This window comes from Idiomarina tyrosinivorans (assembly GCF_003987475.1).
GTDB classification, from domain to species: Bacteria; Pseudomonadota; Gammaproteobacteria; order Enterobacterales; family Alteromonadaceae; genus Idiomarina; species Idiomarina tyrosinivorans.
Genome location: NZ_PIQH01000007.1, coordinates 144544 through 159124 on the forward strand (window position 1 = coordinate 144544; position 14581 = coordinate 159124).

The window sequence follows — 14581 nt, forward strand, 5'->3', positions numbered from 1 at the left end:
GGGTAGTGGGATGTCGGATAAACCAGACGACCAGATTGACTTTGGTTACCAAAAAGTGGCTCGTGGCGAGAAAAAAGGCTTAGTGGCTAACGTTTTTCAGTCGGTTGCGAGCAAATATGACGTCATGAACGATGTTATGTCGTTCGGCATTCATCGCCTGTGGAAGCGCTATACCATCGACTGCAGCGCGCCACGTGCGGGCATGAAAGTGCTTGATATCGCCGGCGGTACTGGGGATTTAACCGCAGCATTTTCGCGTCGTGTGGGCCCACAAGGTGAAGTAGTGTTAGCCGATATCAATGAAGCGATGCTGCGCGTGGGGCGTGACAAACTGCGCGATAAAGGCGTCGTTGGCAATGTCAGTTATGTGCAGGCGGACGCTGAGACATTACCTTTTGCTGATGATACCTTCGACATCATTACCATCGCGTTTGGTCTGCGCAATGTCACTGATAAAGCCGCCGCCCTGCGTTCGATGTACCGTGTACTAAAACCGGGCGGCAGACTGTTAGTGTTGGAATTTTCCAAGCCAACGTCTGAAGCTCTGAGCCAAGTTTACGATTTCTACTCATTTAAAGTATTACCGAAAATGGGACAAGTTGTGGCGAATGACGCTGATAGCTATCAGTATTTGGCGGAATCTATTCGTATGCACCCCGATCAAGAAACCCTCAAAGCGATGATGGAAGACGCCGGCTTTGACCAAGTGGATTACCAAAATCTGACCGGCGGTATCGTTGCCCTGCATCGGGGGTATAAATTCTAATGACGTTGCTACCGCTGCTTCCGGTCATGCTGATTGAGTCTGCTGCCAACCAGTTATTGGCGTTGGACGAATCAAGCCCACAACGGTTGCAAGCGTTGCAGGGTAAACGTGTACGTTTGGTGTTAAAGGAATTACCGAAAGCCATTACCGTGCAAGTAGAGGCCGACGCAGTGCGAATGATGACAGCAGATGAGGCCGCGGTAGACTGTGAAATTCGGACCCAACTAGCGGTCCTTCCGGAACTACGCGACAGCGCCAATATTACGCGACTGATCAAAGCCGATGCGTTAGATATCGAGGGCGACCCAATGCTGGCGCAACAGCTCACACAGGTGTTCCGCCAGTTAGATATCGACTGGGAAGAGCGCTTAGCGGAGCAGTTAGGCGACATTCCTGCACATACTATTATGCGACTCTGGCGTCGCAGCCGAGTACAAATGCAGCAGCTTTGGCAGCAAAACCAACGCTGGGTGAAAGGTGTTGTCACCGACGAAAAATCACTGCTAGTGAGCCAAGATGAATTTCAGCAATGGCGCGAGCAGCTGCAACAACTGCGCAGCGAGATCGACCGCCTAGAACGTCGGGCTCAACAACTATCTGCCGGAGATTTAGATGCGTAGTCGGCGTTTATACCGTATTACCAAAACCCTGCTGACGTATGGCTTGGACGATATTGTTCCGGCGCGCTGGTTACCTTGGTCGTTACGGTTTGCCCGGCATGCACTGTTTTGGATGCCGAATCGGCACAAAAACAAACCACGCGGCGAACGTTTGCGCTTAGCCTTAGAACAATTGGGGCCTGTGTGGGTGAAGTTCGGACAAATGCTGTCGACGAGGCGCGATCTATTGCCACCCGATGTGGCATTGGAGCTGGCAAAACTGCAAGACAAGGTTAAACCCTTCGCCGGTGAGCAAGCACAACAAATTATTGAGAAAGCGCTAGAACTCGAGAGTATTGAGCAACTGTTTATCGACTTCACGGTGCAACCGCTGGCGTCGGCGTCGATTGCGCAAGTGCATAGTGCTTCAATGCGGATCGAGGGCGAGCTTGAGCAGGTGGTGGTGAAAGTTATCCGCCCTGACATTCGCAAGACCATCCATGCCGACCTTGAGTTGATGGAAACCCTCGCGGCGATTTTAGCGCGCCACCTTCCTGATGGACGCCGCCTGAAGCCGAAAGAGGTGGTTCGCGAATACCGCAAAACCTTGTTAGACGAATTGGACTTATCGCGAGAAGCCGCTAACGCTATCCAATTGCGCCGCAACTTCGAAGATTCAGAGCTGCTATACATACCTCGCGTTTACTCCGACTTAAGCCGCAATAACGTGATGGTGATGGAGCGCATCGATGGTATTCCGGTGAGTGACGTGGATACCTTGCAAGCGCGCGGAGTGAATATGAAAAAGCTTGCGGAGCGTGGCGTCGAAGTATTCTTCACGCAGGTATTCCGCGACAGCTTTTTCCATGCAGACATGCACCCGGGGAACATTTTTGTTGCGAAAGACGAAACGGAAAACCCGAAATATATCGGTATCGATTTCGGCATTGTCGGTACCTTAAACCGCGAAGATAAACGCTACCTAGCGGAAAACTTTTTGGCGTTCTTTAACCGTGACTACCGTAAGGTTGCCGAACTGCATGTGGATTCCGGCTGGGTCCCATCGAATACCAATATTGAAGAATTTGAATCAGCCATTCGCACCGTGTGCGAACCTATTTTCCAAAAGCCGTTAGCGGAAATATCGTTTGGCCATGTGTTGGTGAATTTGTTTAACACCGCGCGTCGGTTCCAAATGGAAGTGCAGCCGCAGCTCGTGCTGTTACAGAAAACGTTGCTATACATTGAGGGGTTAGGGCGGCAGCTATATCCTGATCTGGATTTGTGGGAAACGGCCAAACCGTTTTTAGAACGTTGGATGCAAGAGCAAGTGGGTTGGCGTGCCGTGGTGCGCGCGGTTAAAGAAAATGCGCCGTATTGGGCGGAGAAAATGCCCGAAATGCCAATGTTACTTTACGACAACCTGCGCAATCAAAAGCGTTTCCAGCAGCAATTTGAACGCCGTTCAGTGGCATTGATCAACGCCCAACGGCATAATGCAGAGTCTCGTTTATGGGCGATGTTAAGCGCGGCTAGCGTGGTTACCGCGGGCGTGTTTTATGCGCTCAGCCAACCATGGGTAGTGAGTGCTGCGGGAGCTGCTGCGGCAGTCGTATTCGCGTGGCTGAGTTGGCGGAAACGGCCGGCAGCGGTCGCTGTGGATCCACACTTTTAACCTCTGAGGATGATATGGGTATCTCAATCTGGCAATTATTAATTCTACTACTGATTGTCGTGTTGCTGTTCGGTAGCAAGCGTCTAAGTGGTTTAGGAAGCGATTTAGGGAATGCCATTAAAGGCTTTAAAAAGTCGGTAAAAAGCGATGATGACAGCGCCTCCGAGCAGGACCAAACAGCCTCGTTAGATAACGATAAAAAAGGCAAAGACGGCGACGACCAACCGCGGTAAACAAGATGTTTGATATCGGTTTCTGGGAGTTAGTGGTGATTGTGGTGGTCGGCATGTTAGTGCTCGGCCCCGAACGCCTGCCCAGTGCGCTGCGCAGTGTGCAACGTGGTATTGCCAAGGTGAAGCAGTACTCGCAGCGGGTGCAAGACGAGCTCGACCACGAGTTGCGGATTAAAGAACTGCACGAACATCTGAAAAAAGCGGAACAGGGCTCGCTGGACGATCTCAGCCCAGAATTACAGCGCTCGCTAACCGAACTGCAGGACGCCGCAGCGCAAGTGCAACGGCCTTACGCTAATACCGAGAATAGCGCCAAGCCGGCTGATACGCCATCGGCCTCTGCTGAAAACCCGCCGAAGAAAGACGATAACGCATGAGTGATACGCCGTTAATTGCCCATCTACTAGAGTTGCGGCGCCGTTTATTACGCTCGCTGCTGGCTGTCGGGATTGTATTTGCCGCGCTGGCTTATTTTGCCAACGATCTTTATACCCTGCTTGCTAAACCGCTGCTGCAGCATCTGCCCAGCGGCTCATCGATGATTGCGACGGATGTTGCCGCACCATTTTTCACCCCATTTAAGCTAGTAATGATGCTAGCGTTTGCGCTATCGGTGCCATTTGTACTTTGGCAAATTTGGGCGTTTATTGCGCCGGGGCTTTACCGCCGTGAGAAGCGTCTGATTGCACCGTTACTGCTCAGCAGCACGCTGTTGTTTTATGCAGGTATCGCCTTTGCATATTGGGTAGTGTTGCCGCTAGCGATGGGCTTTTTTACCAGCGTAGCACCGGAAGGTGTAACCATAGCCACAGATATCGCCCGTTACCTTGATTTTGTGTTAGCGATTTTCTTTGCCTTTGGCTTAGCCTTTGAAACTCCGGTTGCCATTATCTTGTTGATTTGGAGCGGCGTTACCAGTGTTGAGTCGCTCCGCAATAAACGCCCGTACGTGATTGTCGCCGCGTTTGCGATAGGGATGTTGTTAACACCGCCTGATGTGATTTCACAAACACTTTTGGCGGTACCGATGTGGTTACTGTTTGAGTTGGGCTTGTTGGTAGCGTCGCTGTATCGCAAACGTGAGGCGGTCGAGGACCAGAGCCGTGTGGATTGATGCAGGGGTAAACCTTACTAACAGCCGTTTTCACGGCAAAGTGGACGAGGTTATCGAAAATGCGCGCCGCGCTGGGGTGCAGCATTGTATTGTGATTGCTACGTCCGTCGCCGAAGCGGAAGCGGCGATTGCGTTATGCCAACAATTTCCGCATTACCTGAAGACCACCGCCGGTATTCATCCGCATGACGCCGGTCAGGTTAAGGCGAGCGACTGGCAATTATTACGCGAGTTCTTGCAACATCCGGATGTCGTCGCTGTGGGTGAGTGTGGTTTGGATTTTAACCGCAACTATACTCCGCAGACTGAACAATTGGCAGTGTTTGAGAAGCAACTGGAATTGGCGGCGATGACCCAAATGCCGGTGTATTTGCATGAGCGTGATGCGCAACCGCAAGTACTGCAACTATTGGACAAGTTTGGCGATAAATTGCCGCAGCGTTTATCCCATTGTTTTACCGGCGATCGTGCGGCACTGGCAGAATACCTTAGGCGCGATCACTACATCGGGATTACCGGGTGGGTGTGTGACGAGCGCAGAAATGGGCCATTACTGGACGCACTTACCCTTATTCCCGATAATCGGTTATTGTTAGAAACGGATGCGCCGTTTTTATTACCGCGCAGCATTCGGCCGCGACCGAAAATGAATGAACCGGCGTGGGTTGCCGAAGTCGGTCGCGTTGTTGCGCAGCAACGCCAAGTCGAACCCGAAGTACTGGCACAACAGACCAGCGCCAACAGTCAGCGATTTTTTCAGTTAAGCACATAGGACCATTGATGCGACTAACAACCTCAGCGATTTTGCTATTTGTTAGTCTGTTGCTAAGCTTCAGCGCACCAGCGCAAGTGGAGTCACGCAGCAGCGATGGTGCTGTGGTTCCGGACCAATATTATCTAATTTCTCCCAACGATGACTGGGATTTGGAAAAAGTGCAGCGGGCTCCAGCGGACCTCTGGCAACATTTGGGAAAACATCGCGCATCGTTTGGTTACACCGAAAAAACCTACTGGTTTCGTTTTAGTTTGGGCGCCAGTGACGATAAGCGAATTTTGCATATCGCCTACCCGTTGCTCGACGACATTCGTATATACTGGCAGCGTGCGGATGGCCTGCAACAATTTTATTTAGGCGATACCCTACCTTATCAACAGCGGCCGCTGAAGGTGCAAGATTTTGCGGTCGTGCTGGAGCCGTCAAAGTACCCTAGTAGTGTTTATTTGGCGGTAAAAACCAGTAGCTCGATGCGTGTACCGATCAAGGTTTGGACGCCGCAACAATTCTTAAATACCGAGTTAAATAGCGGAATTGCCGAGGGGCTGTATTTCGGCGTATTGCTGTGCATGGTGGTCTATAACTTGTTTGGCTTTATTTCGTCGCGCGAGAGTGGCTTTGCGATTTATTCGCTGTACACCATTTGTATTGGCGGGCTCATGCTGGCACTAGAGGGTATGGGCTACCGTTATGTTTGGCCTAATTGGCAGTGGCTGCAAGCGCATGGCATACCAATGTTCGGCAGTTTGGCACTGATAACCGGCAGCCTATTTGCGTTAAATCTACTGCAAGTGAGGGAGCACAGTCGTTTCGTTGCGCGCGGGCTTCACGGCTTAATTATATTGGCTGGTATTGTTTTGGTGCTGGCACTATTTACCCCCTATTCAACCAGTATTAAAGCTACTTTAGCATTGGCCGCTCCCGGTTGTTTGTACCTGCTGTTAGTGGGTGTTTATGTATGGCGTAAAGGCTTAGTCTATGCACGGATATTTACTCTAGCCTGGGCGAGCTTATTGATAGCCGTGATTGCTAATTCACTGGGTTACTTGGGCATTATCGACAGCATGTTCATCCAACGGCATGCCATTATGTTGGGCTCCGGTATTGAAATATTATTGCTGTCGTGGGTTCTAGCGGTGCGTTATTCCGAGGAACGGCGCGAGAAAATGAAAGCCCAGTCGAAGGCACTGCGACAAGCGGTAGAGATGCAACAGACACAAACGAAGCAGAACGAGCAGTTGGAAGAAAATGTCGCCGAGCGAACCTTCGAGTTACAAATTGCGCTGCGTGAGTTGCAAGAGGCTAACAACGAGCTGGAGCGTAAGAGTGCGGAAGATTCACTCACAAAACTGCACAATCGGCGTTACTTTACCCAGCATTTAGAAAAAGAGTTTCGGCGCGCCCAACGTAATCAAACGCCGCTGTCATTATTGATGATCGATATTGACCACTTTAAACCGATTAACGACACTCATGGTCACTTCGTTGGCGACCAAATTTTGCAGCAACTGGCCGAGCTACTGAAAGGCTCGGTGCGGCGTCCGTCGGATTCGGTGTGTCGATACGGCGGAGAAGAATTCGCCATTATTTTGCCGGAAACCGATGCCGAAGGTGCCGAAAGTCTGGCACAGCAAGTCGTAGAGGCAGTGAGCAATGCACAATTCGATACCGATGAAGGTCCGTTAAGCATTACTGTGAGTATCGGTATTGCTGAGGCCGTTATCGGTGCAGGTGAGCATGCGGAAAATCTATTCCGCGAAGCGGATGCCGCGCTCTACCGCGCGAAACGCGATGGCCGTGACCAAGTGGTAAGTAGCGATGCGGCACAACCCCTAAGCAAAGATGAGGAGTAAGGTATGATCCAAGGGCAGTTTCCTCTGCGCCGCATGCGACGGCTGCGGAAACACAATTTCAGTCGTCGTTTGGTGGCAGAAAATACGCTAAGCGTTGATGACCTTATTTATCCGGTGTTTGTGTTGGAGGGTGAACAACAGCGTGAAAGTGTCGCATCCATGCCGGGTGTTGAACGGCTCTCTATCGATTTGCTGTTGGAAGAATGCCAGCAATTAGTGGCTTTGGGCGTACCCATGGTGGCTCTGTTTCCGGTCACGCCGCAATCGGCAAAATCGTTATTAGCGGAGGCGGCTTACGATGACAATGGGCTCGCGCAACGAGCAGTGAGAGCGATTAAAGCGCAATACCCTGAGTTGGGCGTAATGACCGACGTGGCGTTGGACCCATTCACAACGCACGGCCAGGACGGCATCTTGGACGACAATGGTTACGTGCAAAACGATGTCACCACCGAAATACTTGTAGAGCAAGCGTTGTCACACGCTCGTGCCGGCGCCGACGTGGTAGCCCCTTCTGATATGATGGATGGGCGCATTGGTGCTATCCGCGAAGCGTTAGAAGATTACGGCTTTCATAATGTGCAAATCATGGCCTACTCAGCCAAATACGCTTCGGCATTTTATGGGCCGTTCCGTGATGCGGTGGGTTCAGCTGCTAACCTGCAAGGTGGTAATAAACACACCTATCAAATGGACCCTGCCAATACTGATGAGGCCTTGCACGAGGTTGCGCTGGATATTGAAGAAGGCGCTGATATGGTAATGGTGAAGCCGGGCATGCCTTATTTAGATGTGGTACAGCGAGTCAAAGCCGAATTTAAGGTACCGACCTTTGCTTACCAAGTAAGCGGTGAATACGCCATGCTCAATGCGGCAATTGCGAACGGTTGGTTAGATAAGAGCGTTATTCATGAAAGCTTACTGGCGTTCAAACGAGCCGGCGCCGATGGCATTCTGACCTATTTTGCTAAGCAAGTGGCTGAGGACCTACAACAGGCGGTCTAACCCAGTTGTGGGAGTTGCGGGGTGGGGTCGCATAATATTGCTAGCAACCCTTCCCGCAAAGCACCTTGGCTGACGCTAATTTGGTTAAAGCCAAGGCTGCGGATTAGGCCGCGTAATACCGTCAATCCGCCAATCAATACCGCACGGCGATCTTGGCGTAAACCAGAAAAACGTAAGCGCTGAATGTGGCCCTGCTGAATGCAGCGCACGATCACCTCATCCACCCAGTTTGCGTCAATCAGTGACCGATTCTCGGCCGCGGCCATTTCTGCTAATGCGCGAAACGTTCCTGACGCTCCTAGCGTAGTGTGCCAGTTGGCGTGCTGATAATCGCCAGCAATTGCCGCCAGTTGTGTTTCGGCATGGGATACCGCTGCGTTGACGGCTTCAGCACTAATCCGACCGTCGCTGAAAAAGCGGCTTTGCTGCGTCACACAGCCGAGTTCGACACTATTGAGTACGCTAGCGTGATGATGCGGTTGCCCTAAGATCACTTCAGTGCTGGCACCACCAATATCCATCACCAGTACATTCTCTTGGTGTTGGAGATGTTGCGTGACACCGCGAAAAATGATCGCCGCTTCTGTTCTGCCACTGATAATTTCAATGGGCTGGCCCAGCGCGCGTTGCAGCTTGGTAAGTACTTCGGTTTGGTTATCCGCTTGGCGCATCGCCGCAGTTGCCACAGCAAGAATGAGATCAGGTTTGAACGCCGCCAGGGCGAGGCTAAATTGCTTGAGACATTCGCTTGCTCGCGCAACAGCGTCGCTACCAATATGCGACTGATACTCGTTAAAGTCGGCTGCAAGTCGTACTTTCTGCTTTATCCGGCGGACAATTTTGGCAGGGTGATCGTTGTCAGAGCGTTCCGCCATCAACAAGTGAAAACTGTTGGATCCCATGTCGATGGCGGCGTAGCGGGTCATAAATTTTCCGGCGTGCCTAGTTCTTTGGGCGCGAACGGTTATTGTTGTGACCGCGGCGACGTCCTTGACCACCTCGGCCTCCGCCATGGTGCTTACGCCGGCGTTGTGGGTGTGGACGCTTCAAGTCGGTTAACAGCGCGGTGCTGTCGTATTTTGTGACCGGAATAGCGTGGTCGATATAGTCTTCTATCGCCGGTAGGTTATAAACGTACTCTTCACAGGCTAAGCTGATGGCTGCACCACTTGCGCCGGCACGTCCCGTACGACCAATTCGGTGCACATAGTCTTCGCAGTCATCTGGCAAATCGTAGTTATAGACATGGCTGACTTCCGGAATATGCAAGCCACGTGCAGCAACATCCGTTGCGACCAGCAAGTCGATATGCCCTTCGGTGAAATCTTCTAAAATCTTTAGCCGCTTTTTCTGCGGTACGTCACCAGTAAGAAGACCAACACGATGGCCATTAGCCGCTAGCCACTGATAGATTTTGTCGCAGACATGCTTTGTGTTAGCGAAGACGATGGCTTTATCTGGCCAGTCTTCTTCGATAAGCGTCAGCAATAACGGCATTTTTTCGGGCTTAGAAGGGTAGAACAGCTCTTCGCTGACTCGCTCCGCCGTTTTTCGCGTGGGTTCGATTTCCAACTTGGTCGGTGCGTTCATGTGTTCATAAGCTAACTCTTGCACACGGTAAGACAGCGTTGCCGAGAATAAGAAATTCTGGCGCTGCTTCTGCGGTGGCATGCGGTTAAAGAGGTAGCGGATGTCTTTAATGAAGCCTAGATCGAACATCCGATCGGCTTCATCTAGTACCACCACTTCGATACCGTCGAGGCTGTAAACACCTTGTTTGAAGTAATCGATCAAGCGGCCGCAGGTGCCGATTAAAATATCGACCCCTTGTTCTAGGGTTTGCCGTTGACTTTCATACCCCTCGCCCCCATATACTACTCCAAGCTTTAACTGACAGTGTTCAGCCAATGCTTCAGCATCGTTAGCAATTTGAATCGCCAGTTCGCGTGTTGGCGCCATAATTAGCGCACGCGGTCCGGAGTGATCCGTTTGCCGGGGTTGTTGCATAAGTTTATTGAAAGTCGCAAGCAAAAACGCCATGGTTTTGCCTGTTCCGGTTTGTGCTTGGCCGGCGACATCATGCCCGGCAAGCGCGACAGGAAGACTCAACGCTTGAATCGGAGTGCATTGCTCGAAGCCTGCACCGTGAAGTGCTTCAATAATCCGCTGGTCTAGCGGTAGGCTATCGAAACGAGTTTCGGTTAAATGTGTTTTGTTCATGGCGTAAGCATATCAGTTTGCGCTTGTATTCAAAAACAGAAATAATAGTATTTCAATTATTTCACGCGAGAAAGCAGCGGAGATTATCATGAGTGATAAAATTGTTCAGCTGAGCGACGATGGCTTTGAAGCTGACGTTCTCAATTCAGACGTTCCAGTATTGGTCGATTTTTGGGCCGAGTGGTGTGGCCCTTGTAAAATGGTAGCGCCGATTCTGGATGACATCGCAGAGAGCTACGCAGACAAGTTGAAAATCGGTAAGCTGAATGTTGATCACAACGATCAGACTCCGCCGAAGTACGGCATTCGTGGTATCCCAACATTATTGCTGTTCAAAGGTGGAGAAGTCATCGGGACTAAAGTTGGCGCGTTATCTCGAGCGCAATTGACTGAATTCCTCGATCAGCATCTGTAAAAATTTGCAAAAAGCGGTGTTTTTACACCGCTTTTGTTTTTCCAGCCGTATTAAAACTGGACGAATTTCATTTTTAGTGGTACTTTTTCGACCAGATAGCAAATCTTTCTAGGGCAAGCCAGCACCGATGGCGGCCTAAATAACTTCGCATAGTGAATATCCGGAAGCTGAGAACCTTTACAGTTTCTGAAAGAGACCAGCGTTTCTTATTCATCTTTCAGAGCAAAAATCCTTATTATTTTGTTTAATCGATAACATCGAAACCCTCCTATGAATTTAACAGAACTTAAAAATAAACCAGTAAACGAGCTAGTAAACCTAGCGGACTCAATGGGCCTAGAGAATATGGCGCGCTTGCGCAAGCAAGACATCATCTTCTCAATTTTGAAAGCGCACGCGAAAAGCGGTGAAGATATATACGGCGACGGCGTGTTGGAAATCTTACAAGATGGCTTCGGCTTCCTGCGTTCAGCAGATTCTTCTTACTTGGCAGGCCCAGACGATATTTACGTCTCGCCCAGCCAAATTCGTCGCTTTAACTTACGCACGGGTGACACCATTGGCGGAAAAATTCGCCCACCGAAAGACGGTGAACGCTATTTTGCCCTGCTAAAAATTCGCGAAGTTAACTTCGACAAGCCAGAAAACTCTCGCAACAAAATCCTATTTGAAAACTTAACGCCGCTGCATGCTGATGAGCGTTTCCACCTTGAGCGTGGTAACGGCAGTACTGAAGACATCACAGCGCGGGTATTGGATCTAGCGGCACCGATTGGTAAAGGCCAACGGGGATTGATTGTGGCACCGCCGAAAGCTGGTAAAACGCTATTGCTGCAGAACATCGCCACCTCGATCGCCGCCAATCATCCAGAAGCAGTATTAATGGTATTGCTGATCGATGAGCGTCCAGAGGAAGTGACCGAGATGCACCGCTTAGTGAAAGGCGAAGTGGTTGCGTCAACGTTCGATGAACCAGCCAGCCGCCACGTGCAAGTTGCAGAGATGGTTATTGAAAAAGCCAAGCGCTTGGTTGAGCACAAAAAAGACGTGGTCATTTTGCTTGACTCGATTACTCGTTTAGCGCGTGCCTATAACACCGTCATCCCGAGTTCAGGTAAAGTCCTGACCGGTGGTGTTGATGCCAACGCCCTGCACAAACCGAAACGTTTCTTCGGTGCGGCGCGTAACGTCGAAGAAGGCGGAAGCTTAACGATTATTGCGACGGCACTGATCGATACCGGTTCGAAAATGGACGAAGTCATTTACGAAGAGTTTAAGGGCACCGGTAACATGGAATTGCACTTGAACCGTAAGATTGCCGAGAAGCGCGTCTTCCCTGCTATCGATTTCAACCGCTCAGGGACCCGTCGCGAAGAATTGCTGACGACCCCAGATGAGCTACAAAAGATGTGGATTCTGCGCAAAATCATCCACCCAATGGGTGAAGTGGAAGCCATGGAATTCCTTATCGACCGCTTGCAAATGACCAAGACCAACGAAGAGTTCTTTGAGTCGATGAAGCGTCAGCGCAATAGCTAATCCCTCCTATCAGGCACTCGCTATTGGCGAGTGCCTTCTAAGGCTAGATTCCGATGAAATACCAAGACTTACGAGACTTTCTTCAACAACTTGAAGATCGGGGTCAACTTAAGCGTATTAGCCAGACCATCGATCCGTATTTAGAAATGACCGAAATTGCTGACCGCACATTAAAAGCGGGAGGCCCAGCGTTGCTGTTCGAAAATCCCAAAGGTCACAGCATACCGGTACTCGCCAACCTATTTGGCACTCCTGAACGAGTGGCTTTGGCGATGGGGCAAGAGTCGGTCGAGGCATTACGCGATGTGGGCACCTTACTGGCATTCTTGAAAGAGCCTGAGCCGCCGAAAGGATTTCGGGATGCGCTGAATTTGTTGCCGGTCTATAAAAAAGTCTTGAGCATGTCGCCAAAGACCATCCGTAAAGCACCTTGCCAAGAAGTGGTACAAAGCGGTGATGATGTCGATTTGCGCCAATTACCCATTCAACACTGTTGGCCGGGTGATGTAGCACCGTTGATTACTTGGGGTTTAACCATCACTCGCGGTCCGCATAAAGCGCGCCAGAATTTAGGCATCTATCGGCAGCAGTTGTTAGGTCGCAACAAGCTGATCATGCGCTGGCTATCGCATCGCGGCGGTGCATTGGATTTTCAAGAATGGTGTAAGCAGAACCCCGGCGAGCGGTTCCCGGTTTCGGTGGCATTAGGGGCAGACCCGGCGACCATTCTCGGCGCAGTAACACCGGTTCCCGACACGTTATCAGAATACGCCTTTGCTGGGCTGCTGCGTGATGGCAAAACGGAAGTCGTTAAAAGTCTAAGCAACGATTTACAAGTGCCGGCTCACGCGGAAATGATTCTTGAAGGGTACATCGACCCCGAAGAGACCGCGGAAGAGGGGCCTTACGGTGACCACACCGGCTATTACAACGAAGTAGAAACTTTTCCCGTGTTTACCGTGACTCATGTGACGCATCGTAAACAGCCGATTTATCACAGTACTTACACGGGGCGCCCGCCGGATGAACCGGCAGTACTTGGAGTGGCATTGAACGAAGTATTTGTGCCCTTGCTGCAAAAGCAGTTCCCGGAAATTGTCGACTTCTATTTACCGCCGGAGGGCTGTTCATATCGCTTGGCGGTCGTAACCATGAAGAAGCAATATCCTGGTCACGCGAAGCGAGTGATGATGGGCGTTTGGTCTTTTTTACGGCAATTCATGTATACCAAGTTTGTGATTGTCTGTGACGACGATGTTAACGCACGCGATTGGAAAGATGTGATTTGGGCGATGACGACGCGTATGGATCCGGCTAGGGACACCACGTTGATAGAAAACACCCCGATTGATTATTTGGATTTTGCCTCGCCGGTATCAGGTTTGGGCTCGAAAATGGGCTTAGATGCCACCAATAAATGGCCAGGCGAGACGGATCGCGAATGGGGTGAACCCATTGCTATGCCGGATGATGTGAAAGCGCGAGTCGATGCGCTTTGGAATGAATTAGGAATTATGGAGTCTTAAATGGCAGAACGCTTACGTTGCCCCGTTCGGATAAGCCAACAGCTTACCCCAACGGTGTGGGAAGTGGTCGTGAGTTTACCTCAGCCAGTGGCATTTAATGCAGGCCAATACCTGCAAGTCGTGATGGATGAACGTGACAAACGCCCGTTCAGCATCGCATCGTGCCCAAGTGCCAAAAATGAGTGGCTACTGCACATTGGGGCTACCCCCGATAACCGCTATGCGCTGGACGTACTAGAAAAAATAGAACGCGACGGCGAGCTAGAGATTGAAGCGCCATTGGGTGAGGCGTTTTATCAACCCTCAAACCGTGAAGCGATCGTCATTGCTGGCGGTACGGGGTTTTCGTATGCCTACGCAATTGTGCAAAACCATTTACGCGAGCACCATGACAAGCCATTAACGCTTTATTGGGGAGCCCGAGCCCCACAAGATTTGTATCTCCATAACGAGCTTGAGCAACTGGCCCAACAGCATTCCAATTTTGTTTATCGGCCAGTTGTCGAAGAGGCAGACTCGTCGTGGAATTATGATGTGGGTTTAGTGCACCACGCGGTGATGACGCGACATAAAGATTTAGCAAACTATGAAATTTATGTGGCTGGGCGGTTTGAAATGGTGCGCGTGATTCGTGATGACTTCGTTGCCCGTGATGTACCGCTAGCGCAAATCCACGGTGATGCACTAGCATTTATTTGATTGTTGGAACCGCGCGAGCAATTGGTTATACTGCCCGCGCATTACCAAGGGGTGCCCAGATGGTTGGGCTGAGATGCGAAAGCGAACCCTTTGTACCTGATCCGGTTAATACTGGCGTAGGGATGGTAGTAACAACACCCTTCCAATAGGCTTGCCTAACCG

General features: G+C 50.7%; 15 protein-coding genes and 1 riboswitch. Of the genes, 13 read left to right on the forward strand and 2 right to left on the reverse strand.

The features are described from left to right. The first annotated feature begins 10 nt into the window (after window positions 1-10). Genes ubiE through hemB form a run of 9 tightly spaced genes read left to right on the forward strand, consistent with a single transcriptional unit; the run spans window position 11 to window position 8020 of the window. Complete coding sequence (ubiE, locus tag CWI84_RS08555) at window positions 11-766, forward strand: bifunctional demethylmenaquinone methyltransferase/2-methoxy-6-polyprenyl-1,4-benzoquinol methylase UbiE (protein ID WP_126842177.1); 756 nt, start codon at window positions 11-13, stop codon at window positions 764-766. Continuing rightward, on the forward strand, window positions 766-1386 hold the full coding sequence (locus CWI84_RS08560; protein ID WP_126842178.1) for a ubiquinone biosynthesis accessory factor UbiJ: 621 nt from the start codon (window positions 766-768) through the stop codon (window positions 1384-1386). Before ubiE ends, CWI84_RS08560 begins: the two co-directional genes overlap by 1 nt. Then, complete coding sequence (ubiB, locus tag CWI84_RS08565) at window positions 1379-3040, forward strand: ubiquinone biosynthesis regulatory protein kinase UbiB (protein WP_126842179.1); 1662 nt, start codon at window positions 1379-1381, stop codon at window positions 3038-3040. The genes CWI84_RS08560 and ubiB overlap by 8 nt, the downstream gene beginning before the upstream one ends. Window positions 3041-3054: 14 nt before the next feature. Next, window positions 3055-3273: a twin-arginine translocase TatA/TatE family subunit gene (tatA, locus tag CWI84_RS08570; protein WP_126842180.1), complete on the forward strand. Its 219-nt coding sequence runs from the start codon at window positions 3055-3057 to the stop codon at window positions 3271-3273. A gap of 5 nt (window positions 3274-3278) precedes the next feature. Then, window positions 3279-3650, forward strand: a complete 372-nt coding sequence (gene tatB / locus CWI84_RS08575; RefSeq protein WP_126842181.1) for a Sec-independent protein translocase protein TatB — start codon at window positions 3279-3281, stop codon at window positions 3648-3650. Beyond that, window positions 3647-4387, forward strand: a complete 741-nt coding sequence (tatC, locus tag CWI84_RS08580) for a twin-arginine translocase subunit TatC (protein WP_126842182.1) — start codon at window positions 3647-3649, stop codon at window positions 4385-4387. The genes tatB and tatC overlap by 4 nt, the downstream gene beginning before the upstream one ends. Next, the gene (locus tag CWI84_RS08585; protein WP_126842183.1) at window positions 4377-5159 is read left to right on the forward strand and encodes a TatD family hydrolase; all 783 of its coding nucleotides are present in this window, start codon (window positions 4377-4379) and stop codon (window positions 5157-5159) included. The genes tatC and CWI84_RS08585 overlap by 11 nt, the downstream gene beginning before the upstream one ends. An 8-nt stretch (window positions 5160-5167) precedes the next feature. Next, entirely contained in the window at window positions 5168-7015 is a 1848-nt protein-coding gene (locus CWI84_RS08590; protein ID WP_126842184.1) for a sensor domain-containing diguanylate cyclase, read from the forward strand. A gap of 3 nt (window positions 7016-7018) precedes the next feature. Continuing rightward, window positions 7019-8020 (forward strand): porphobilinogen synthase, encoded by a 1002-nt coding sequence (hemB, locus tag CWI84_RS08595; RefSeq protein WP_126842185.1) that lies wholly within the window; start codon window positions 7019-7021, stop codon window positions 8018-8020. Here the strand turns inward: hemB and CWI84_RS08600 are convergent. Together CWI84_RS08600 and rhlB are read right to left on the reverse strand one after the other, a co-directional pair. Continuing rightward, complete coding sequence (locus CWI84_RS08600; RefSeq protein ID WP_157981010.1) at window positions 8017-8946, reverse strand: Ppx/GppA phosphatase family protein; 930 nt, start codon at window positions 8944-8946, stop codon at window positions 8017-8019. The two genes, hemB and CWI84_RS08600, sit on opposite strands and share 4 nt — an antisense overlap. A 16-nt stretch (window positions 8947-8962) precedes the next feature. Continuing rightward, a complete protein-coding gene (gene rhlB, locus CWI84_RS08605) occupies window positions 8963-10240 on the reverse strand; it encodes an ATP-dependent RNA helicase RhlB (protein ID WP_126842187.1) in 1278 nt (425 codons plus the stop codon). Window positions 10241-10328: 88 nt separating this feature from the next. Here rhlB and trxA point away from each other — a divergent pair, with 88 nt between their 5' ends. The 4 genes from trxA (at window position 10329) to fre (ending at window position 14419) form a co-directional block, all read left to right on the forward strand. Then, a complete protein-coding gene (gene trxA, locus CWI84_RS08610) occupies window positions 10329-10655 on the forward strand; it encodes a thioredoxin TrxA (RefSeq protein WP_126842188.1) in 327 nt (108 codons plus the stop codon). Between the two features lie 270 nt (window positions 10656-10925). Next, window positions 10926-12194 carry a transcription termination factor Rho gene (rho, locus tag CWI84_RS08615; RefSeq protein WP_126842189.1) on the forward strand — a complete coding sequence of 423 codons (1269 nt, stop codon included), beginning with the start codon at window positions 10926-10928 and terminating at the stop codon, window positions 12192-12194. Window positions 12195-12247: 53 nt separating this feature from the next. Continuing rightward, a complete protein-coding gene (ubiD, locus tag CWI84_RS08620; protein WP_126842190.1) occupies window positions 12248-13720 on the forward strand; it encodes a 4-hydroxy-3-polyprenylbenzoate decarboxylase in 1473 nt (490 codons plus the stop codon). Further along, the gene (gene fre / locus CWI84_RS08625) at window positions 13721-14419 is read left to right on the forward strand and encodes an NAD(P)H-flavin reductase (protein ID WP_126842191.1); all 699 of its coding nucleotides are present in this window, start codon (window positions 13721-13723) and stop codon (window positions 14417-14419) included. It begins immediately after the preceding gene. 37 nt (window positions 14420-14456) lie between these two features. Continuing rightward, window positions 14457-14559, forward strand: a riboswitch (TPP riboswitch). Window positions 14560-14581: the final 22 nt, after the last annotated feature.